Origin of the sequence: Lelliottia sp. F153 (assembly GCF_002870005.1) — a bacterium.
GTDB lineage: Bacteria > Pseudomonadota > Gammaproteobacteria > Enterobacterales > Enterobacteriaceae > Enterobacter > Enterobacter nimipressuralis.
Genome location: NZ_PKFT01000009.1, coordinates 125,650 through 146,178, shown reverse-complemented (window position 1 = coordinate 146,178; position 20,529 = coordinate 125,650). Strand labels below are relative to the sequence as shown.

General features: G+C 58.2%; 20 protein-coding genes. 13 read left to right on the top strand and 7 right to left on the bottom strand.

All coding sequences use genetic code 11. The features are described 5' to 3' along the window. Position 1: 1 nt before the first annotated feature. Genes F153LOC_RS18190 through hypA form a run of 3 tightly spaced genes read right to left on the bottom strand, consistent with a single transcriptional unit; the run spans position 2 to position 1,482 of the window. Complete coding sequence (locus F153LOC_RS18190) at positions 2 to 274, bottom strand: HypC/HybG/HupF family hydrogenase formation chaperone (protein ID WP_102105435.1); 273 nt, start codon at positions 272 to 274, stop codon at positions 2 to 4. Further along, entirely contained in the window at positions 265 to 1,128 is an 864-nt protein-coding gene (gene hypB / locus F153LOC_RS18185; protein ID WP_100779151.1) for a hydrogenase nickel incorporation protein HypB, read from the bottom strand. The genes F153LOC_RS18190 and hypB overlap by 10 nt, the downstream gene beginning before the upstream one ends. Before the next feature lie 3 nt (positions 1,129 to 1,131). Next, positions 1,132 to 1,482 (bottom strand): hydrogenase maturation nickel metallochaperone HypA, encoded by a 351-nt coding sequence (gene hypA / locus F153LOC_RS18180; protein WP_102105434.1) that lies wholly within the window; start codon positions 1,480 to 1,482, stop codon positions 1,132 to 1,134. 210 nt (positions 1,483 to 1,692) lie between these two features. Between hypA and hycA the strand changes: the two genes are divergently transcribed. The 9 genes from hycA to hycI all read left to right on the top strand — a co-directional run bounded on the left by hycA (position 1,693) and on the right by hycI (position 9,477). Beyond that, positions 1,693 to 2,148, top strand: coding sequence for a formate hydrogenlyase regulator HycA (hycA, locus tag F153LOC_RS18175; protein WP_102105433.1), 456 nt, complete (start codon positions 1,693 to 1,695; stop codon positions 2,146 to 2,148). A gap of 71 nt (positions 2,149 to 2,219) precedes the next feature. Beyond that, positions 2,220 to 2,828: a 4Fe-4S dicluster domain-containing protein gene (locus tag F153LOC_RS18170; RefSeq protein ID WP_100779154.1), complete on the top strand. Its 609-nt coding sequence runs from the start codon at positions 2,220 to 2,222 to the stop codon at positions 2,826 to 2,828. Continuing rightward, a complete protein-coding gene (gene hycC / locus F153LOC_RS18165; protein WP_102105432.1) occupies positions 2,825 to 4,651 on the top strand; it encodes a formate hydrogenlyase subunit 3 in 1,827 nt (608 codons plus the stop codon). The genes F153LOC_RS18170 and hycC overlap by 4 nt, the downstream gene beginning before the upstream one ends. A gap of 1 nt (position 4,652) precedes the next feature. Continuing rightward, on the top strand, positions 4,653 to 5,576 hold the full coding sequence (locus F153LOC_RS18160) for a respiratory chain complex I subunit 1 family protein (RefSeq protein ID WP_100779156.1): 924 nt from the start codon (positions 4,653 to 4,655) through the stop codon (positions 5,574 to 5,576). 17 nt (positions 5,577 to 5,593) lie between these two features. Beyond that, positions 5,594 to 7,303 carry an NADH-quinone oxidoreductase subunit C gene (locus F153LOC_RS18155; protein WP_102105431.1) on the top strand — a complete coding sequence of 570 codons (1,710 nt, stop codon included), beginning with the start codon at positions 5,594 to 5,596 and terminating at the stop codon, positions 7,301 to 7,303. A 9-nt stretch (positions 7,304 to 7,312) separates the two neighbouring features. Beyond that, complete coding sequence (locus tag F153LOC_RS18150) at positions 7,313 to 7,855, top strand: formate hydrogenlyase complex iron-sulfur subunit (RefSeq protein ID WP_102105430.1); 543 nt, start codon at positions 7,313 to 7,315, stop codon at positions 7,853 to 7,855. Beyond that, the gene (locus tag F153LOC_RS18145; protein WP_100779159.1) at positions 7,855 to 8,622 is read left to right on the top strand and encodes an NADH-quinone oxidoreductase subunit B family protein; all 768 of its coding nucleotides are present in this window, start codon (positions 7,855 to 7,857) and stop codon (positions 8,620 to 8,622) included. Before F153LOC_RS18150 ends, F153LOC_RS18145 begins: the two co-directional genes overlap by 1 nt. Beyond that, entirely contained in the window at positions 8,619 to 9,029 is a 411-nt protein-coding gene (locus F153LOC_RS18140; RefSeq protein WP_100779160.1) for a formate hydrogenlyase maturation HycH family protein, read from the top strand. Before F153LOC_RS18145 ends, F153LOC_RS18140 begins: the two co-directional genes overlap by 4 nt. Further along, complete coding sequence (hycI, locus tag F153LOC_RS18135) at positions 9,022 to 9,477, top strand: hydrogenase maturation peptidase HycI (RefSeq protein ID WP_102105429.1); 456 nt, start codon at positions 9,022 to 9,024, stop codon at positions 9,475 to 9,477. The genes F153LOC_RS18140 and hycI overlap by 8 nt, the downstream gene beginning before the upstream one ends. Positions 9,478 to 9,521: 44 nt before the next feature. Here the strand turns inward: hycI and F153LOC_RS18130 are convergent, their stop codons facing one another. Both F153LOC_RS18130 and ascF read right to left on the bottom strand, forming a co-directional pair. Then, positions 9,522 to 10,946: a 6-phospho-beta-glucosidase gene (locus tag F153LOC_RS18130; RefSeq protein ID WP_102105458.1), complete on the bottom strand. Its 1,425-nt coding sequence runs from the start codon at positions 10,944 to 10,946 to the stop codon at positions 9,522 to 9,524. Positions 10,947 to 10,964: 18 nt separating this feature from the next. Then, complete coding sequence (gene ascF, locus F153LOC_RS18125; protein ID WP_102105428.1) at positions 10,965 to 12,416, bottom strand: PTS cellobiose/arbutin/salicin transporter subunit IIBC; 1,452 nt, start codon at positions 12,414 to 12,416, stop codon at positions 10,965 to 10,967. 215 nt (positions 12,417 to 12,631) lie between these two features. Here ascF and F153LOC_RS18120 point away from each other — a divergent pair, with 215 nt between their 5' ends. The 4 genes from F153LOC_RS18120 to F153LOC_RS18105 all read left to right on the top strand — a co-directional run bounded on the left by F153LOC_RS18120 (position 12,632) and on the right by F153LOC_RS18105 (position 17,587). Beyond that, complete coding sequence (locus F153LOC_RS18120; RefSeq protein ID WP_102105427.1) at positions 12,632 to 13,645, top strand: LacI family DNA-binding transcriptional regulator; 1,014 nt, start codon at positions 12,632 to 12,634, stop codon at positions 13,643 to 13,645. A gap of 131 nt (positions 13,646 to 13,776) precedes the next feature. Continuing rightward, positions 13,777 to 14,322 carry an electron transport protein HydN gene (gene hydN / locus F153LOC_RS18115; protein ID WP_100780828.1) on the top strand — a complete coding sequence of 182 codons (546 nt, stop codon included), beginning with the start codon at positions 13,777 to 13,779 and terminating at the stop codon, positions 14,320 to 14,322. Positions 14,323 to 14,328: 6 nt separating this feature from the next. Beyond that, a complete protein-coding gene (hypF, locus tag F153LOC_RS18110; protein WP_102105426.1) occupies positions 14,329 to 16,551 on the top strand; it encodes a carbamoyltransferase HypF in 2,223 nt (740 codons plus the stop codon). 1 nt (position 16,552) lies between these two features. Beyond that, on the top strand, positions 16,553 to 17,587 hold the full coding sequence (locus F153LOC_RS18105; protein ID WP_102105425.1) for a HoxN/HupN/NixA family nickel/cobalt transporter: 1,035 nt from the start codon (positions 16,553 to 16,555) through the stop codon (positions 17,585 to 17,587). A gap of 289 nt (positions 17,588 to 17,876) precedes the next feature. On the opposite strand, the gene norW is transcribed toward F153LOC_RS18105, so the two are convergent. Next, on the bottom strand, positions 17,877 to 19,010 hold the full coding sequence (gene norW / locus F153LOC_RS18100) for an NADH:flavorubredoxin reductase NorW (RefSeq protein ID WP_102105424.1): 1,134 nt from the start codon (positions 19,008 to 19,010) through the stop codon (positions 17,877 to 17,879). Beyond that, on the bottom strand, positions 19,007 to 20,455 hold the full coding sequence (norV, locus tag F153LOC_RS18095; protein WP_102105423.1) for an anaerobic nitric oxide reductase flavorubredoxin: 1,449 nt from the start codon (positions 20,453 to 20,455) through the stop codon (positions 19,007 to 19,009). The genes norW and norV overlap by 4 nt, the downstream gene beginning before the upstream one ends. Positions 20,456 to 20,529: the final 74 nt, after the last annotated feature.

The following is a 20,529-nucleotide window of genomic DNA, read 5'->3' as shown; positions in this document are numbered from 1 at the left end:
TTTATCGCTCCTCGCCAAACAGCAGGGCGCTGACGTCTGGCTCCACTTCAAACATATTTTGCAGCGCCGCCAGGGTGTCACGGGCCTCGGCTTCGTTAATCACGCTCATGGCAAAACCGACGTGCACCAGAACCCACTGGCCGAGGCGCGAGGCACCGTTTTCGTCTACAGTGCCCACCAGCGTTAAATCGACATCGCGCAGTATGCCGCAGACGTCCACTTTGGCCTGATTACCGTCGATATCGCGGATGTGTCCCGGAACGCCTATGCACATCGTTCGTTCTCCAGCCAGGCCAGCCAGCTCTCCATGCCGTCGCCCTTGGTGGCGGAAACCAGCAAAATTTCAATCTCCGGGTTCACTTCCCGGGCAAAGGCCAGGCACTTCTCAACGTCAAAATTGAGATACGGCAGCAGGTCGACTTTGTTAAGCAACATCAGCGAGGCGGCGGCAAACATATGCGGATATTTCAGCGGCTTGTCCTCGCCCTCCGTCACCGACAGCACCGCCACTTTATGCCGTTCGCCGAGATCAAAACTGGCCGGGCAGACGAGGTTGCCGACGTTTTCGATAAACAGAATGCCGTTATCGGCAAGAGGCAGACGCGGCGCGGCGTCGGCAATCATCTGCGCATCCAGGTGACAGCCTTTGCCGGTATTCACTTGAATGGCCGGGGTGCCGGTTTCACGAATGCGCGCCGCGTCATTAACGGTCTGTTGATCGCCTTCGATTACCGCGCAGGAGACGCGGTGATTCAGACGTTTAAGGGTTTCCGTCAGCAGCGTGGTTTTACCGGAACCGGGGCTGGACACCAGGTTCAGCACTAATTGCTGGCGAGCGGCGAAACGCGCACGGTTGCGGGCGGCGAGCTGGTTGTTCTTATCCAGCACGTTGATTTCGACCTCCAGCATTTTGCGCTGGCTCATGCCCGGCGCATGCGTGCCCGCTTCGCCGTGGCCGTAGTGCAGATCGCCCGCGTCAGACTGCTTCGGGGCAAAAGTGATGCCGGTCAGTGCCGCCACTTTGCGCGGGGCGGGAGAGAAGGGTGCGGAGCGAAACGCGGAGTGGGGGCGATGCTCGTCCCCTTCGATATACAGGTTGCCTTCGGCGCAACCGCAGGTACTACACATGATTTACTCCTGGTCTATTTCGAGGCGCTGGATCTGCAAACCGTCGTCCGCGACGATGCGAAGCCCGGTGTTCTGACACTGCGGGCAGCTTCGCACTTTCGATGACAGCAACGTGACGTACTGCTGGCAGGTCTCGCACCAGCATTCGGCCTGCTGCTCTTCGAGATGCAGCTTGCAGCCTTCTGCCAGCGTGTCGCGACATACCAGCTCAAAGCAAAAGGTGAGGGCACCTGGCTCGACGCAGGAAAACGCCCCGACTTTGAGCCATACGCCGGTGACGCGTTTTGCGTGGTGCTGCTTTGCCTGCTGTTCGATAAGTTCCAGCGCTCGCTGGCAGAGGGTGATTTCGTGCATGACGCCTCCTCGGTGATTTGGGGCGGTGATGCAATAACGATGCCAGCCTGATTTAGGAAAGGGAGTGTCGATGACGGCGCTGACGAAATGACACGTCGACACACGCGTTATGACAGTCTGTTTTATTTTTAAATCGTTAATTATCAATTGGATAAAAACTGGCACAAAATCTGCTTAACAGCCGCTATCTCCAATAACCGGATACCTGAGATGACTATTTGGGAACTTAGTGAAAAAGCGGATTACATCGCGCAACGCCATCAACAATTACAGGAGCAGTGGCACCTCTACTGCAACTCACTGGTTCAGGGCATCACCCTGTCAAAAGCCCATCTGCACCACGCGATGAGCTGTGCGGCGCAAGAGGATTTGTGCTTCATCCTGTTTGGCCACTTTACGATTTACGTCACCCTGGCCGATGCCTTTAACAGCCACATCATTGAGTATCACGTCGAGACCAAAGACGGCGACAGGCAGCGGATTGCACAGGCGCAGCTGATGATCGACGGCATGGTTGACGGCCACGTCAGCACCCGCGATCGCCACCAGGTGCTTGAACACTATCTGGAAAAAATCGCGCCGGTTTACAACGGCCTCTATTCCGCGGTCGAGCACAATTTGCCGGTGAATCTGCAGTCGCTTACCAGCGAACCGCACACGGCCTGATGCTTGCGTGTCGAGATGTGTCGATATGGCACGTCCGTCGTCAAAAATGACACTGTCCTGAGGACTACCCGGTGAACCGTTTTGTAATTGCTGACTCGACGGTCTGTATTGGCTGCCACACCTGTGAAGCGGCGTGTTCCGAAACACACCGCCTGCACGGGCTGCAGTCCATGCCGCGCCTGCGCGTTATGCGTAATGAAAAAGAGTCTGCCCCGCAGCTCTGCCATCAATGTGAGGATGCCCCCTGTGCGGGCGTCTGTCCTGTGAATGCCATCAACCGTATCGATGGTGCTGTTCAGCTGAACGAAAGCCTGTGCGTAAGCTGCAAACTGTGCGGCATCGCCTGTCCGTTTGGCGCGATTGAATTTTCTGGCAGCCGCCCGCTGCATATTCCGGCCAATGCCAATTCGCCAAAAGCGCCACCTGCGCCTCCCGCACCGGCTCGCGTCAGTACCCTGCTGGACTGGGTGCCGGGCGTGCGCGCCGTGGCGGTGAAGTGCGATCTGTGCAGCTTTGACGAACAAGGCCCCGCCTGCGTACGCACCTGCCCAACTAAAGCGCTGATTCTGGTCAATATCCACGATATCGCTCGCACCAGTAAGCGCAAACGCGAACTGACCATTAATACCGACTTTGGCGATCTGTCGCTGTTTCAGGCGCAAAACGAGGGGGCGAAATGAACGCTGTCTATCTGATTAACAGCGCCGTAGCCTGCTTTGCTGCGACGGCGGTGCTGGCGCTGGTCTTCTCTTTTCACAAACCCCTCAGCGGATGGATTGCCGGAATCGGCGGCGCGGCGGGGAGTGTCATCACGGCGATAGCCGGATTCATGGTGTTGACGCAGGGTGTCCATGCAGAAGGCGTCATGCCGCTGATTCGCCACACTCTTCAGCTCACGCCGCTGAATGCGATCTGGCTGGTGACCTTTGGCCTATGCGGGCTGTTTGTCAGTCTGTTTAATATTGACTGGCACCGTCACCCGCAGACCAAACCGAACGGTCTGCTGGTCAATCTGCTGCTCGCCGCCGCCGTCTGTACCGTGGTGGCCAGCAACCTGGCCGCGCTGGTTGTAATGGCGGAGATCATGGCGCTGTGCGGGGTGTTCCTCACGGGATGCAGCCCGTCCGGGAAACTGTGGTTTTTCCTGGGGCGTCTCGGCACCCTTTTGCTGGCGCTCACCTGCTGGCTGGTGTGGCAGCGCTACGGCACGCTTGACCTGGACCTGCTGAGCGCCCGCGCGCAGTTGCTGCCGTTTGGGGCCGATATCTGGCTTTCTGGCGTGGTCGGCTTTGGTCTGCTGGCAGGAATTATTCCGCTGCACGGCTGGGTGCCGCAGGCGCATGCCACTGCTTCAGCGCCTGCCGCGACGCTGTTCTCGACGGTGGTGATGAAAGTCGGTCTGTTTGGCATCCTCACGCTTTCGCTTATCGGTGGCCAACCGCCGCTGTGGTGGGGCGTGGTGCTGTTGATTGCCGGGATGATCACCGCCTTTGTCGGCGGGCTGTACGCCCTGATGGAGCACAACATCCAGCGCCTGCTGGCGTATCACACCCTGGAAAACATCGGCATCATCCTGCTTGGCTTAGGCGCGGGTATTACAGGGCTGGCACTGAACCATCCGGCGCTGGTCGCCGCTGGGTTTATCGGCGGGCTGTACCATCTGGTTAACCATAGCCTGTTTAAAAGCACCCTGTTCCTGGGGGCGGGCAGCGTCTGGTTCCGCACCGGGCATCGCGATATCGAAAAGCTGGGCGGTATCGGCAAAAAAATGCCGCTGATTTCGCTCGCGATGCTGGTGGGGTTGATGGCGATGGCCGCACTTCCGCCGCTCAACGGTTTTGCCGGTGAGTGGGTGATCTATCAGTCCTTCTTTGCGCTGGGTCAGAGCGACCTCTTTATTGCCCGTCTGCTCGGGCCAATGCTGGCGGTCGGCCTCGCGATCACCGGCGCGCTGGCGGTGATGTGTATGGCGAAAGTTTACGGCGTCACCTTCCTAGGCGCACCGCGTACTCCGGAGGCAGAAAATGCTCACAGTGCACCGGCGCTGATGACCGCAAGCGTGGTTCTGCTGGCCCTGTGCTGCATCGCGGGTGGGATTGCCGCGCCGTGGCTGCTGCCGCTGCTGGGGAGTGCAGTTCCGCTACCGCTCACGACCGCGCACACCGCCGTTTCCCAGCCGATGATTGCCCTGCTGCTGATCGCCGCGCCGCTGTTGCCGCTGGTGCTGATGATGTTCTTCAAACGCGACCGTCTGCCTGCGCGCTCACGCGGAACGGCATGGGCGTGCGGGTACGAGCATGAACAATCGATGGTCATCACCGCCCACGGTTTTGCGATGCCTGTGAAAGAGAACTTCGCCTTTGTCCTGAAACTGCGCCACGCGTTGAACCCGGTGAAGGTGATTCCCGGCTGGCAAAGCGCGGCTGCACCGACGCTGTTCCGTCGTCTCGCCGTGATCGAGCTGGCGGTGCTGGTGGTGATTGTGATTTCACGAGGAGCCTGACATGAGTCTGTTACTGGCATTACTTCAGGCGCTGGTGTTATTCGCCGTTGCGCCACTGCTTTCAGGCATTACCCGCGTGGCCCGCGCCCGGATGCACAATCGTCGCGGTCCAGGCGTGCTTCAGGAGTACCGTGACCTCATCAAACTGATGGGTCGTCAGAGCATTGCCCCGGATGCGTCCGGCTGGGTGTTCCGCCTGACGCCGTTCGTGATGGTCGGCGTGATGCTGACCATCGCCACCGCGCTGCCGGTGGTGACCGTCGCGTCGCCGCTGCCTGTGCTCGGCGATCTGATCACCCTGATCTACCTCTTCGCTATCGCGCGCTTTTTCTTTGCGATTGCAGGGCTGGATACGGGCAGTCCGTTTACCGGTATCGGCGCCAGCCGCGAAGCGATGCTCGGCGTGCTGGTGGAACCGATCCTGCTGCTGGGCCTGTGGGTGGCCGCGCAGGTCGCGGGTTCCACCCATATCAGCTTTATCACTGACACGGTTTATCACTGGCCGGTTACGCGCACCGTTCCGCTGCTGTTGGCGCTCTGCGCCTGTGCTTTCGCCACCTTTATTGAGATGGGAAAACTGCCCTTTGACCTCGCGGAAGCGGAGCAGGAGCTGCAGGAAGGGCCGCTCACGGAGTACAGCGGCTACGGCTTTGCGGTGCTGAAGTGGGGCATCAGCCTCAAACAGCTGGTGGTCCTGCAAATGTTTGTCGGCGTCTTCTTCCCGTGGGGGCAGATGACACACTTCTCGGCGGCGGGTTTGCTGCTGGCAGTGGTTATCGCCGTGCTCAAGCTGGTGGCGGGGGTGCTGATTATCGCGCTGTTTGAAAACAGCATGGCGCGACTGCGTTTCAACGCCACGTCGCGCGTCACCTGGGCCGGTTTTGGGTTCGCATTTTTAGCCTTCGTCTCCTTGCTGGTGGCGTGATTACAGAGAGTCTTAGCATGTCTGAAGAAAAAGTAGGTCAACAGTATCTTGCCGCACTGCATCAGGCGTTTCCCGGCGTGGTGCTGGAGGAGAGCTGGCAGACCAAAGACCAGATCACCGTCACCATCAAGGTGAACTACCTGCCGGAAGTGGTGGAGTTTCTCTATTACCAGCAGGGCGGCTGGCTGTCGGTACTGTTCGGCAACGATGAGCGCCAGCTGTGCGGCAACTACGCGGTTTACTACGTGCTGTCGATGGAGCAGGGCGTGAAGTGCTGGCTCACGGTGCGCGTCGAAGTCGATCCGAATAAACCGGAATACCCGTCCGTCACGCCGCGCGTGCCTGCCGCCGTCTGGGGCGAGCGCGAAGTGCGCGACATGTACGGCCTGGTGGCGGTTGGCCTGCCGGATGAGCGCCGTCTGGTGCTGCCCGACGACTGGCCGGATGAACTCTATCCGCTGCGCAAAGACAGTATGGATTATCGCCAGCGTCCGGCGCCGACGACCGACAGCGAAACTTACGAGTTCATCAACGAACTCGGCAGCAAAAAGAACAACGTGGTGCCGATTGGCCCGCTGCACGTCACCTCCGATGAACCGGGCCACTTTCGCCTGTTTGTCGATGGCGAAAATATTATCGACGCCGATTACCGCCTGTTCTACGTCCATCGTGGCATGGAAAAACTGGCGGAAACCCGTATGGGTTACAACGAAGTCACCTTCCTGTCGGATCGTGTTTGCGGGATCTGCGGCTTTGCCCACAGCACCGCCTACACCACCTCGGTGGAAAACGGCATGGGCATTGTGGTGCCTGAGCGGGCGCAGATGATCCGCGCCATTCTGCTGGAGGTCGAGCGCTTGCACTCGCACCTGCTGAACCTCGGCCTCGCCTGTCACTTCGTCGGTTTTGATTCCGGGTTTATGCAGTTCTTCCGCGTGCGTGAAGCGTCGATGAAGATGGCGGAAATCCTCACCGGGGCGCGTAAAACCTACGGCCTGAACCTGATCGGCGGGATTCGCCGCGATCTGCTGAAAGACGACATGATCCAGACCCGCCTGCTGGCACAGCAGATGCGCCGCGATGTGCAGGATCTGGTGGATATGCTTCTGAGCACGCCAAATATCGAGCAGCGTACCGTCGGTGTGGGCCGTCTCGATCCGCAGATCGCCCGCGATTTCAGCAACGTTGGCCCAATGGTGCGCGCCAGCGGTCACGCGCGTGATACCCGCGCCGATCACCCGTTTGTCGGTTACGGTCTGTTGCCGATGACCGTACACAGCGAGCAGGGCTGCGACGTTATCTCGCGTCTGAAAGTGCGTATCAACGAAGTCTTTACTGCCCTGAATATGATCGACTTTGGTCTGGATAATCTGCCCGGCGGTCCGCTGGCGGTGGAAGGCTTTACCTATATCCCGAACCGTTTTGCGCTCGGGTTCGCCGAGGCGCCACGCGGAGATGATATCCACTGGAGCATGACCGGCGACAACCAGAAGCTCTACCGCTGGCGCTGCCGTGCGGCGACCTACGCCAACTGGCCGACCCTGCGCTACATGCTGCGCGGCAATACGGTCTCTGATGCGCCGCTGATCATCGGCAGCCTCGATCCTTGCTACTCCTGTACCGACCGCATGACGGTGGTGGATGTGCGCAAGAAGAAAAGCCAGGTGGTGCCGTACAAAGAGCTTGAACGCTACAGCATCGAGCGCAAGAACTCGCCGCTGAAATAAGGAACCGTCATGTTTACCTTTATCAAAAAAGTGATCAAAACCGGTACGGTCACCAGCCGTTATCCGCTTGAGCCGATGCCGGTCGATAAAAACTTTCGCGGCAAACCAGAGCAGAACCCGCAGCAGTGCATCGGCTGCGCGGCGTGCGTTAACGCCTGCCCGTCGAATGCCCTGACGGTGGAGACGGATCTGGCGACGAATCAGCTGGCCTGGCAGTTCAACCTCGGACGCTGCATTTTTTGTGGCCGCTGTGAAGAGGTCTGCCCGACGGCGGCGATTAAGCTGTCGCAGGAGTACGAGCTGGCGGTGTGGAAAAAAGAGGATTTCCTCCAGCAGTCGCGTTTTGACCTGTGCCACTGCCGCGTTTGCCACCATCCGTTCGCCGTGCAAAAAGAGATCGACTACGCCATTGCGTTGCTGAAACACAACGGTGATGCGCGCGCCGAAATGCACCGGGAAGGGTTTGAAACCTGCCCGGAATGCAAGCGTCAGAAATGCCTGCTGCCGTCCGACCGCATTGATATCACCCGCCATATGAGAGAAGCCAGCTGATGAATAATTTACTCGGCCCGCGCGACGATAACGGCATTCCGGTGCCGATGACGGTGGACGAATCCATCGCGAGCATGAAAGCCTCCCTGCTGAAAAACATCAAACGTTCCGCCTACGTCTACCGCGTGGACTGCGGCGGCTGCAACGGCTGCGAAATCGAAATCTTCGCCACCCTGTCGCCGCTGTTTGATGCCGAACGTTTTGGTATCAAAGTGGTGCCATCCCCGCGCCACGCGGACATTCTGCTGTTTACCGGCGCGGTGACGCGCGCGATGCGATCTCCGGCGCTGCGCGCCTGGCAATCGGCGCCGGATCCAAAAATTTGTATCTCCTACGGCGCCTGCGGCAACAGCGGCGGGATCTTCCACGATCTCTACTGCGTGTGGGGCGGCACCGACAAAATCGTGCCGGTGGATGTGTATATCCCTGGCTGCCCACCGACGCCCGCGGCGACGCTGTACGGTTTTGCTATGGCGCTGGGTCTGCTGGAGCAGAAAATTCACGCTCGCGCCCCGGGTGAGCTGGACAATCAGCCCGCGCAGATTTTGCATCCGGATATGGTGCAGCCTCTGCGCGTGAAGGTCGATCGCACGGCGCGACGCCTCGCCGGGTATCGCTATGGCCGCCAGATTGCCGATGACTATCTGCGTCTGTTGAGCCAGGGCGAGCATCAGGTGGCACGCTGGCTGGAGGCGGAGAAAGATCCGCGTCTGAACGAGATCGTGGCAAACCTGGATCAGGTGGTGGACGAGGCGCGTATCCGATGAGTGAAAAGGTGGTGTTCAGTCAGCTGAGCCGTAAATTTATCGATGAGAACGACGCGACGCCGGATGCGGCCCAGCAGGTGGTCTATTACAGCCTGGCGATTGGCCACCATCTCGGGGTGATCGACTGTTTAGAGGCGGCGCTGAGCTGTCCGTGGCAGGACTATCTGGCGTGGATCGGCACGCTGGAGGCGGGTAGCACGGCGCGACGCAAAATGGAAGGTGTGCCGAAGTATGGCGAGATAGTCATCGATAGCAATCACATCGCCATGCTGGCGAACGCCTTCGATGCGGCGCTCGCAGTGCAAACCCCTGAGCAGCAGGCGTGGAGCAAAACGGTGCTCAGTATGCTGCACGATATTCATCAGGAGAGTGCCATCTACCTGATGGTGAGGAGATTACGTGACTGACGTTTTACTGTGTGTGGGTAACAGCATGATGGGCGACGACGGCGCAGGCCCTTTGCTGGCGGAAATGTGCTTTGCAAATCCGCAGGGTAACTGGCAGGTGATCGACGGCGGCAGCGCGCCGGAAAATGACGTGGTTGCCCTTCGCGAGCTGCACCCGGACCGGCTGCTGATTGTCGATGCAACCGACATGGGGCTAAACCCCGGCGAAATCCGTCTCATCGACCCGGACGATATTGCTGAGATGTTCATGATGACCACTCACAATATGCCGCTCAACTATCTGGTCGATCAGATTAAAGACGACGTGGGCGAGGTGCTGTTTTTGGGCATTCAGCCGGATATTGTCGGCTTTTATTATCCGATGACTTCCGCGATAAAAGCGGCGGTAGAAACGGTCTATTCCCGGCTTGCAGGATGGGCAGGGGACGGGGGTTTTGCACAGCTCTGAGAAGTGAATGCCCGGTGCGCGACGTGCCACCGGGCAGAACCCCGTTACGCTAAATCCGCCCCGTTGCTCGCAATCACTTTCTTATACCACCAGAACGATTTCTTGCGTTTACGATCCAGCGTGCCGTTGCCTGCGTCGTCACGATCGACATACACAAACCCGTAGCGCTTGCTCATCTCGCCCGTGGAGGCTGCCACCAGATCGATACAGCCCCAGGTGGTGTAGCCCATTAGCGGCACGCCGTCTTCAATCGCATCGCCCATTGCGCGGATATGCTCACGCAGATAGCTGATGCGGTAGTCGTCGTTGATCTCGCCGCTGGCGTCGATCTCGTCTTTCGCCCCGAGGCCGTTTTCCACCAGGAAAAGAGGTTTCTGGTAGCGGTCATACATCATGTTCATGGTGATGCGCAGGCCCAGCGGGTCAATGCCCCAGCCCCATTCGCTCACTTCAATGTGCGGGTTGCGCAGGGATTTGACGATGTTTGCCGCGCTGGTGTTATTGGCGTTCATCTCCGCAGAGGCGCAGCGTGACGCGTAATAACTGAACGACACAAAATCGACGGTATGTTTCAGGATCTGGTCGTCGGCCGGGTCTTTAACAATCGTCACCCCTTTATCGCGGAACACGCGCGCCGAGTAAGCCGGATAGGTGCCGCGTGCCTGAACGTCAATAAAGAACAGGTTTTCGCGATCCTTTTCCAGCGCCGTCCACACGTCTTCTGGCTTGCAGGAATACGGGTAGAAACTGCCGCCTGCCAGCATACAGCCGACCTGGTTTTCCGGGTTCACCTCATGGGCGATTTTGGTCGCCAGTGCGCTTGCCACCAGCTCGTGGTGTGCGGCCTGGTATTTCACCTGATCTTCGTTTTCACCCTCTTCAAAGACCAGCCCCGCGCCTGAGAACGGGCTGTGCAGCATGATGTTGATCTCGTTGAAGGTCAGCCAGTATTTCACCAGACCATTGAACTCTTCAAAGCAGGTGCGCGCGTAGCGGGCGAAGAAATCGACCATTTTGCGGTTGCGCCAGGAGCCGTATTCGGTGACCAGATGCATCGGCACATCGAAGTGGCACAGGGTCACCAGCGGCTCGATATTGTACTTTTTGCACTCTTCAAACACCGCGCGGTAAAAGGCGATACCGGCCTGATTCGGCAGCGGTTCGTCACCGTTCGGGTAGAGGCGGCTCCAGGCAATCGAGGTGCGGAACACCGTAAAGCCCATCTCCGCCATCAGTGCGATGTCTTCTTTGTAGCGATGGTAAAAATCTATCGCCTCGTGGCTCGGGTAAAACTCGTCGTCGCGCAGCGAGAAACGTTTTTCCTTACCGACTTTTACCGCCATGCGGTTTGCGCCGTGGGGGATCATATCGACGGTGGTCAGCCCTTTACCGCCTTCACGGTAAGCGCCTTCACTCTGGTTGGCGGCCAGTGCGCCGCCCCATAAAAATCCTTCTGGAAAAACAGACATTTTTACCTCGTTATTCATTTATGCTCGTGCTTCTTGTGCCGGAACCGGTGCGGTTTGCAGGGCGCGTGCTTTCTCGGCCTCGTCTTCCACCGGGATATCCTCAAAGCCGAGGATCAGCGTCAGAACAAACGAAAGCACCACGGCCAGGGCCATCACGCCAAACACCCAGACGATGGTCATTGGATTGGCCGGATCGAAGAACTGTACGCTGGTGAACAGGCCCGGTGCCGCCATTGAGTGGCTGGCAAGCCCCGCCATACCGGCGATCGCGCCGCAGATAAAGCCGCTGATCAGGCTTGCAATTAACGGGCGTTTCAGGCGAATCGCCACGCCGTAGAGCGCCGGTTCAGAAATCCCCGCCATGATGGCGGACGCTGCGGCGGCGAGCGCCGTCTGGCGCAGTTCCGGGTTTTTGGTTTTCCAGGCTACCGCCAGGGAAGAACCACCAAGAGAGAGGTTCGCGCCGATTTCCGACGGCATCACCATCCCTTCTTTGCCGGTTTCGGCGATGGTCTGAATAATCGTTGGCGTAAAGACGCGGTGCATACCGGTCATTACCAGCAGCGGCCAGAGTGCGCCCATAATGGCCACGGACAGCCAGCCCAGATAGCCGTGAATGGTGTAGACCAGCGACGAAATCGCGCTACCAATCCAGATACCCAGCGGCCCAATCAGCACAATCGCCAGCGGGGCGGCAATCAGCACGATCAGCATCGGTTTCAGGAAGTTTTTAGTGACCGCTGGCGTGATCTTGTCCACCCAGCGTTCGATGTACGACAGGCACCAGGTCATTACCAGCGCCGGGATTACCGTGTAGGTGTATTTCACCGCCGTCACCGGGATAAACGCAAACTCGACGTGCTCGCCCTGGGCGGCTTTCGCCATCAGCTCAATAAAGCTCGGATGCACCAGCACGCCAGCGATGGCAATCGCCAGCGACATGTTGGTTTTGAATTTCACGGCGGCAGACGCGGCCACCATCAGCGGCAGGAAGAAGAAGGCTCCGTCACCGATCACCGTCAGAATCGTGAGCGTCGGGGCACCTTTCGGCAGCGCGCCGGTCATCTCCAGGATCATTGCCAGCAGTTTCACCATCGAGCCGCCGATGATCGCCGGGATCAGCGGGGACATGGTGCCGATCAGCGCGTCGAGCACGCCAGCGCCGATGCGGCGAAGCGTCAGTTTTTGCGGGCCTTGCGGCTCGGCAGGGCGCATCCCGGCAGGCAGCAGGTTCACCACCTCGCGATAGGCCTGAGAAACGGTGTTGCCGATGATCACCTGACACTGGTTATCGTTACGCACCACGCCGAGCACGCCGGAGAGGCTTTTGAGCGTGGCGCTGTCGATGGCGCTTTCGTCCTGCAACACAAAGCGCAGGCGCGTCATACAGTGGGTGACGGCGACGATGTTATCTTTCCCGCCGAGCGCGCTGACAATGTCTTTCGCCAGCGCGGCATAATTTTTGGCCATCGGAAGTGATCCTGTTGTAGTTGTGAGAACATGTAGGAAACCGGTTCCACAAAATCATGATGAGTTTCTTCGCATGAAACAAGATGGTGATCTATGCATTTTTTACATTCGTGATAGCGATCACTTTGAGTGTTTAAAAGCGTGAGATTCGCGCTGCGACAATTTTCGTGCAGTGCAGTACACTTCGGCGCATCAGGTTTAAAGGGAATAATCAGATGACCACGATGCTTGAAGTGGCGAAGCGGGCAGGGGTGTCGAAGGCAACGGTTTCTCGGGTGCTTTCGGGCAATGGCTACGTGAGCCAGGAGACAAAAGACCGGGTTTTTCAGGCGATTGAAGAGAGCGGTTACCGCCCCAATCTGCTGGCGCGAAACCTGGCGACCAAACGCACCCAAACCCTGGGGCTGGTAGTGACGAACACCCTTTACCACGGCGTGTATTTCAGCGAGCTGCTGTTCCACGCGGCACGCATGACGGAAGAAAAAGGCCGTCAGCTGATCCTCGCAGACGGCAAGCACAGCGCCGATGAAGAGCGCGAGGCGATCCAGTATCTGCTCGATATGCGCTGCGATGCGATCATCATCTATCCGCGCTTTTTAAGCGTCGATGAGATGGATGAGATCATCGAAAAACAGGAGCAGCCGATCATGGTGCTTAACCGTCGTCTGCGTAAAAACAGCAGCCAGTGCGTCTGGTCGGATCATAAAGCCTCCTGCCAGGATGCGGTCTCACAGCTGATTGAAATGGGCCATCGTGATATCGCGTTTATCACCGGTTCGCTCGACTCTCCCACCGGTATCGAACGTCTTTCTGGGTACAGAGCGGCGCTGGCGCAGCATCAGATCCCGCTGCGCGACGAATTGCTGGTGGAGGGGAAATGGACTCCGGAAAGCGGGGCGGCGGGAGTCACCACGCTGCTGGCGCGCAAAGCGCAATTCACCGCGCTGGTCGCCAGCAATGACGATATGGCCATTGGTGCGCTGAAGCAGCTTCACGACAGCGGGATCGCCACGCCGGGCGAAGTGTCGGTGGTGGGATTTGATGATGTCGCGATCGCGCCCTACATCGTGCCGTCGCTCTCCAGCGTGCGCATTCCGGTGACGGAGATGATCAAAGAGACCATCAGCCGCCTGATATTTATGCTCGATGGCGGCGAGTTCAGCTATCAGCAAGCCTTCCCCGGTGAGCTGATCCTGCGCGACTCCGTCATCGCCAACGTTCGCGTCTGACGTCGACAGGTGTCATCGTCATTCGTGTCGATGACACCGAGGGGCACTGATTAAATTCAGTGAAATCAGTTAATTAAAATGTGGCACGTTTTATGTATGTTTCGCCGCATAACTTAATGCTGGAGAAGCAGATGAACCGTTTTATTATGGCCGATGCCAGTAAATGTATTGGCTGTCGCACCTGTGAGGTGGCGTGTGTTGTGTCCCATCAGGCGGAGCAGGATTGCGCCTCCCTGACCCCAGAATCTTTCCTGCCACGTATTCATGTCATTAAGGGCGTGAATATCTCAACGGCGGCCATCTGCCGCCAGTGTGAAGACGCGCCTTGCGCCAATGTCTGCCCTAACGGTGCCATCAATCGCGAAAACGGCTTTGTGCAGGTGATGCAGCAGCGTTGCATCGGCTGTAAAACCTGCGTGGTGGCCTGTCCGTATGGTGCGATGGAAGTGGTTGTGCGCCCGGTGGTACGCAACAGCGGTGCGGGCCTGAGTGTGCGTGCCGACAAAGCCGAAGCGAACAAATGCGACCTGTGCAACCATCGCGAAAGCGGCCCGGCGTGCATTGAAGCCTGTCCGACCCACGCTCTGGTCTGCGTCGATCGTAACAAGCTTGAACAGATGAGCGCCGAGAAGCGCCGTCGCGCGGCGTTTGATACATCGTCATCAATGCTGTTTTAAGCCGCGATGAGCTGTAACGGCGCGCAGCTGCGGGTGCGCGGAAAAGTGCAGGGGGTGGGTTTCCGCCCCTTCGTCTGGCAGCTGGCGACTCAGCTTGGCCTTCGCGGTGACGTTTGTAATGACGGCGAAGGCGTGTTGGTGCGTCTGGCTGGTGATCCGACGGCGTTTCAGACACGTTTGTTAGCGCAGTACCCGCCGCTGGCGCGCATTGATAGCATTGAAACTCGGCCGTTGACCTGGCCCGAAATGCCGACAGAATTCACCATCCGCCACAGCGCGGGCGGGGCGATGGCGACGCAAATCGTGCCGGATGCGGCGACCTGTCCGGCCTGTCTGGCCGAGATGCGCGATCCGCGCGATCGCCGCTACCGCTATCCGTTTATCAACTGCACCCACTGCGGCCCGCGTTTCACCATTATTCGCGCCATGCCCTATGACCGGCCAGATACGGCGATGGCCGCTTTCCGGCTCTGCGCTCCGTGTGAGAGCGAATACCGCAATCCGGCGGATCGGCGTTTTCACGCCCAGCCGGTGGCCTGCCCGGACTGTGGGCCGCAGCTGGAATGGCGTGCAGCGGGCGTCCATCTGACACGAGATGCCGCGTTATCCGCAGCCGTTGAGATGCTGAAAAACGGTGGGATCGTGGCAATCAAAGGGCTGGGCGGTTTTCATCTGGCCTGCGACGCGCAAAACGCGCAGGCGGTGGCGCGGCTGCGCGAGCGAAAACGTCGTCCGACCAAACCATTAGCGGTGATGCTGCCCTGTATTGACGAGTTGCCTGCGCCCCTTCGGGAGCGTCTGCAATCGCCCGCCGCCCCCATCGTGTTGACCGCAAAGCGCCTGCTACCGGAACTGCCGCATAACATTGCGCCGGGCCTGGATTGCATCGGCGTGATGCTGGCCTCCAGCCCGCTGCAACATCTGCTGATGGACGACTGCGCGCACCCGCTGGTGATGACTTCCGGGAATCTCAGCGGTAAACCCCCCGTGCTGAGCAATGAACAGGCGCTGGATGACCTGCGCGATATCGCCGACGGTTTTCTGCTGCATAACCGCGATATTCTGCAACGCATGGATGATTCTGTTCTGGACGAGCAGGGCGCAATGCTTCGCCGCGCGCGGGGTTACGTGCCTGACGCCATTCCGCTGCCTGAAGGATTTAAGGATATCCCGCCGATGCTGTGCCTCGGCGCGGAGATGAAAAATACCTTCTGTCTGGTGCGTGGCGGGCAGGCGGTTATCAGCCAGCATTTTGGCGATCTGAGTGACGACGGCGTGGAGCATCAGTGGCGTGGCGCGCTGGCGGTTATTCAACAAATGTATGATTTCCGTCCGGAACTTGTAGTGTACGATGCCCATCCGGGCTACCGCTCTGCCCGGTGGGCCGAAGCGCTGGCGCTGCCGAAACAGACGGTGCTCCACCACCACGCCCACGCGGCGGCGTGTCTGGCGGAAAATGGCTGGCCGCTGAACGCAGGCGATGTGATTGCGCTGACGCTTGATGGCATCGGGATGGGCGAAAATGGCGCGCTGTGGGGCGGCGAGTGCCTGCGGGTGAATTATCTGGCGTGCGAGCACCTCGGTGGGTTGCCCGCCGTGGCGCTGCCCGGCGGCGATCTGGCCGCGGTCGAACCGTGGCGGAACTTGCTGGCACAGGGGCTGGCGTTTATTCCTGACTGGCAAAAGCGGGCGGAAATGCGCGCCGTTCTGGCGCACAACTGGACACTGCTGGCGACGGCGGTGGCGCGGGGAATCAACGCGCCGCTGGCCTCATCCTGTGGGCGGCTGTTTGACGCCGTGGCCTGTGCGCTCGATATCGTGCCCGACAGGCAGCATCACGAAGGCGAAGCGGCCTGTCAGCTTGAAGCACTGGCCGCGACCTGTTCAGGTGTGCAGCATCCGGTCACGCTGGATGTGGGAGATCTGTCGACCTTCTGGCAGCAGTGGCTCGCCTGGCAGGCGACGCCCGCCGAACGGGCATGGGCATTCCATGATGCGCTGGCGAAAGGGCTGGCGGCACTGATGGCTCATCACGCCCGACGTCTGGCGATATCGACGCTCTGCTTCAGCGGCGGCGTGCTGCACAATCGGCTGCTGCGGGCGCGTCTGCAGTTTTATCTTTCTGAATTTACGCTTCTGTTCCCTGAAAAATTGCCTGCAGGCGACGGGGCGATTTCATTCGGACAGGCGGTCGTCGCTGCCGCACGCACCCTTTCACACAGGAACTGACATGCAACGACGGATTCGCAACGAACCGCTTCTGATGATCCTGCTGGCCGCGAATGGTCTGGCCTGGGGCTGGGCCTGGCACACGTTTAGCGGCAGTACCACGCTGATGGCGGCCAGCCTGCTGGCGTGGTGCTACGGTCTGCGGCATGCGGTCGATGCGGATCATATCGCCGCGATCGATACGGTCACCCGCAAGCTGATGCAGCAGGGCAAACGCCCGTCTGGCGTGGGGGCGTGGTTTTCGCTGGGCCATTCAACCATTGTGGTGCTGGCCTCCGTCGCCATTGCCGCCACGGCGACAGCGTTTCAAAAGAATATGGCGTGGTTTCATGATACCGGTAGTCTCATTGGCACCGCCGTTTCCGCGACCTTTTTACTGGCGATGGCGTTGATCAACACGGTGATTTTGCTCGGCGTCTGGCGCAGCTTTCAGGCGCTGAAGAAAGGTCATACGGCGGGCGGCGAGGGGGACGCGCCGCTGTCGGGCGGGATCATGAGCTGGCTGTTTGGCGCCACGTTCCGTCTGGTGAGCAAAAGCTGGCAGATGTACCTGGTCGGTTTTCTGTTTGGCCTGGGATTTGATACCGCCACTGAAATTGGCGTGCTGGGCATTTCTGCCGCCAGCGCCTCGAACGGAATGTCGGTGTGGTCGATCATGATTTTCCCGGCGCTGTTTGCCAGCGGTATGGCGTTAGTGGATACGCTGGATAATTTATTGATGATCGGCGCGTACGGCTGGGCATTCAATAAACCGCAGCGCAAACTTTATTACAATATGACCATTACCGGCACGTCGGTTGTCGTCGCGCTCTTTATTGGCGGGCTGGAAGCCCTCGGGCTAATAAAGGATAAATTTGAATTAAGTGGGGGCGTCTGGAGCCTGGTGGGTAGTGTTAATAATAATCTCGGTAACGCCGGTTTTATTGTTATTGGTTTGTTTATTGTCTGCTGGTGTCTGTCAATGCTGAACTACCGCTGGCGCGGCTATGACGCGCTGGGGGTCTCTGACGGCTCCGAGCATTATTTAAAAAAATAATCTAAGCAAAAATTGCTTTTTTATCGCTGTTTAAATTAAATTATCCCTGATGATTTATTTATCAATTATAAAATAATTATATATTCCAAGTCGAATGAATATCTATCATAGATATATTCATTCGCTCGGTTTTATATATTCATATAAATAATGAAATAGGGATTGGTGGCGATGATTTATCTATTATGTATTTACCTCGTGAATAGAATGCGCAAAAAAAAGCCCCGGGACATCGGGGCTGCGGATAATAAAATCCTAAGGTTAAGTCAGCGTGGCAGAGGTTTGCGGGTTAAACGGGTAACGACTTCAGCAGGGAGAAAGCCTCCTTCATCCGATCTTCGCTGACCACAAAGGCGCGCAACTCACCGTCGCCATCAACGCCTTTTGCGACCATTCCCTGTGGCTCAATGGCCATGTGCCAGTGTAAATCCTGTCGCTGCGTTTCGCCCGCGAGGTGCAGCGGCAGTTCAGGCGTTTTGACCTTCACCAGCATCGCCGGCAGTTTGAGTGGCGTGTTATTCCCCAGCAGGTTTTTTGCCAGATACATTGCGCTGATCTGAATCGGCTGCAGGAACGGCAGGACCTGGCCGTTGATTTCCGCACAGTCACCCACGGCGAAAATATCGGGCTGGCTGGTTTGCAAATAGCTATCCACCTTCACTCCGCGCCCCGTTTCTGCCCCGGCGTGCTGGGCCAGTGCCGTTTCCGGACGCAGGCCCGTCGCGGCGATCACGGCATCGACCTCAACGCTGCGCTTACGATCGAGAGTCGCGCGAATGCCGCTGTCGGTTGTCGTCAGGCTCTGGAGCTGAGATTTCAGCAGCAGATGGACGCCCATCTTCGTCAGACGATGCTGTAAGCGACTGCTCACTTCCGCTGGCATCAGCGCAGACAGAATGCTGGCTGCGTGATCGACCAGAGTGACGGCTTTCCCGGCGCGGCAAAAATCCATCGCCAGTTCGGTGCCAATCAGACCGCCACCGACAATCATCACCCGCTTTGCGTCACGAAGCCGGGTTTCACAGGCGCGGTACTCCTGCTGACTGTTAAGGGTCAGCATCAGCTCGCGTCCCTCAACGGGCGGTACAAAGGCGGATGCCCCCGTCGCCAGAACCAGTTTGTCGTAGTGCCACTGATAATCTTTGCCCTTCACCACATGGGCGCTGGCGTCGATCTCCGTGACCCAGGTATGCGGAAACAGTCGCAAATTAAACTGTTCGGCGAACTCCCCCGCCGTCTGGCGGGTGAGGTCGTCGGCATGCTGATGCTGGCTGATAACATGGCTCAAATCGGGTTTGTTGTACTCGTCCATGCTGTCGGCGGCGATAAGCGTCAGCGGCACGTTCGTATCCTGTTTGCGGATATTTTTCACCAGCTGCCGGGCGGCAAAGCCCGAGCCAATGATGACAATGCCGTGATTCATTTTGCCTCCGTCGCCAGTTCGTCGAATACGTCTTTCCCGAGGGAACATTCCGGGCACAGGAAATTATCCGGCACGTCGCGCCACGGGGTGCCTGGGGCGACATCCTGCAAAGGTTCGCCGAGGGCAGGATCGTAAATCCACTGGCAGACGCTGCACTGCATGCTCGGGCCAAGATCGGCGGCTTGTGCGGCGGCACAGGCGCAGGCTTCTTGTTGCTCTGGGGTTTTCGTTGTTGCTTCCGGCAGTGGAGCGAGCGCCCACTGACGTGCGATATCGCGGCCATGCTGGCGGCAGATTTCAAGTGCGTCGATATCCGGGCGCCATTTGGCTTTCAGGCTCATCGACATTTCGAAGCCGGCATCCTGCAGACGCGTGGAGAGACGATCTACCGCACCGCCGCTCCAGCCGTGGGAGCCGAACGCGCTGGCGCGTTTGTTACGAAAACGCAGACCGGTCATTTCTTCAACCAGACCGGCGATTTTCGGCATCATCACGTTATTCATGGTGGAGGTGCCGACCAGCACGCCTTTGGAGCGGAAGACGTTGGTCAGGATTTCGTTTTTATCGCTGCGCGCCACGTTGAAGATTTTCACCGCCACGTTCGGGTCGACTTCGTTAATGCCCTGGGCAATGGCGTCCGCCATCATACGGGTGTTGTTGGACATGGTGTCGTAGAACAGCGTGATGCGATCTTCCTGATAATCCGCTGCCCATTTCAGATACAGCTCCACGATTTGGGTTGGATTTTCGCGCCAGACCACGCCGTGCGAGGTGGCAATCATTTCGACCGGCAGATTGAAACCGAGGATTTCGGTGATTTTTGGCGTTACCAGACGGCTGAACGGCGTCAGGATGTTGGCGTAGTAGCGCTGGCACTGTTCGAACAGTTCAGTCTGATCCACTTCGTCGTTAAACAGACGTTCATCACAGTAGTGCTGACCAAAGGCGTCATTACTGAACAGCACCGCATCGCCGGTCATGTACGTCATCATGCTGTCGGGCCAGTGCAGCATCGGGGTTTCGACGAAAATCAGCTGTTTGCCGTTGCCGATATCCAGCGAGTCACCGGTTTTCACCGTATGAAAATTCCATTCAGGGTGGTGATGGTGGCCGTTAATAGAGTCGATGGCGTTGGTGGTGCAGTAGATTGGCGTGTTGGGAATATAAGACATCAGCTCGGTCAGGGCGCCCGCGTGGTCTTCTTCCGCATGGTTAATAATAATGTAATCGATGTCAGCCAGATCGATTTCGCTACGCAGGTTCTGCACGAACTCGCGACTGAATTTATGATCAACAGTATCGATCAGGACGTTTTTGCCTTCGCGAATGAGATAGCTGTTGTAGCTGCTGCCGCGCAGGGTTTTGTATTCGGTGCCGTGAAAATCGCGCACTTCCCAGTCACGTTGACCAACCCAATGAATATTATTTTTAACCAGAATAGACATAGCTACCTCAATAAATACAGTATGTTTAGATAAGTTGATGTGCATATATCAAGTTGCGTGCCAGTTTTTAAAGT

Excerpts from the sequence above, each read along its gene's own strand:
- F153LOC_RS18190 (WP_102105435.1), bottom strand. The coding sequence starts at position 274 with ATGTGCATAGGCGTTCCGGGACACATCCGCGATATCGACGGTAATCAG.
- hypB (WP_100779151.1), bottom strand. The coding sequence starts at position 1,128 with ATGTGTAGTACCTGCGGTTGCGCCGAAGGCAACCTGTATATCGAAGGG.
- hypA (WP_102105434.1), bottom strand. The coding sequence starts at position 1,482 with ATGCACGAAATCACCCTCTGCCAGCGAGCGCTGGAACTTATCGAACAG.
- hycA (WP_102105433.1), top strand. The coding sequence starts at position 1,693 with ATGACTATTTGGGAACTTAGTGAAAAAGCGGATTACATCGCGCAACGC.
- hycC (WP_102105432.1), top strand. The coding sequence starts at position 2,825 with ATGAACGCTGTCTATCTGATTAACAGCGCCGTAGCCTGCTTTGCTGCG.
- F153LOC_RS18160 (WP_100779156.1), top strand. The coding sequence starts at position 4,653 with ATGAGTCTGTTACTGGCATTACTTCAGGCGCTGGTGTTATTCGCCGTT.
- F153LOC_RS18155 (WP_102105431.1), top strand. The coding sequence starts at position 5,594 with ATGTCTGAAGAAAAAGTAGGTCAACAGTATCTTGCCGCACTGCATCAG.
- F153LOC_RS18150 (WP_102105430.1), top strand. The coding sequence starts at position 7,313 with ATGTTTACCTTTATCAAAAAAGTGATCAAAACCGGTACGGTCACCAGC.
- F153LOC_RS18145 (WP_100779159.1), top strand. The coding sequence starts at position 7,855 with ATGAATAATTTACTCGGCCCGCGCGACGATAACGGCATTCCGGTGCCG.
- F153LOC_RS18140 (WP_100779160.1), top strand. The coding sequence starts at position 8,619 with ATGAGTGAAAAGGTGGTGTTCAGTCAGCTGAGCCGTAAATTTATCGAT.
- F153LOC_RS18130 (WP_102105458.1), bottom strand. The coding sequence starts at position 10,946 with ATGTCTGTTTTTCCAGAAGGATTTTTATGGGGCGGCGCACTGGCCGCC.
- ascF (WP_102105428.1), bottom strand. The coding sequence starts at position 12,416 with ATGGCCAAAAATTATGCCGCGCTGGCGAAAGACATTGTCAGCGCGCTC.
- F153LOC_RS18120 (WP_102105427.1), top strand. The coding sequence starts at position 12,632 with ATGACCACGATGCTTGAAGTGGCGAAGCGGGCAGGGGTGTCGAAGGCA.
- hydN (WP_100780828.1), top strand. The coding sequence starts at position 13,777 with ATGAACCGTTTTATTATGGCCGATGCCAGTAAATGTATTGGCTGTCGC.
- hypF (WP_102105426.1), top strand. The coding sequence starts at position 14,329 with ATGAGCTGTAACGGCGCGCAGCTGCGGGTGCGCGGAAAAGTGCAGGGG.
- F153LOC_RS18105 (WP_102105425.1), top strand. The coding sequence starts at position 16,553 with ATGCAACGACGGATTCGCAACGAACCGCTTCTGATGATCCTGCTGGCC.
- norW (WP_102105424.1), bottom strand. The coding sequence starts at position 19,010 with ATGAATCACGGCATTGTCATCATTGGCTCGGGCTTTGCCGCCCGGCAG.
- norV (WP_102105423.1), bottom strand. The coding sequence starts at position 20,455 with ATGTCTATTCTGGTTAAAAATAATATTCATTGGGTTGGTCAACGTGAC.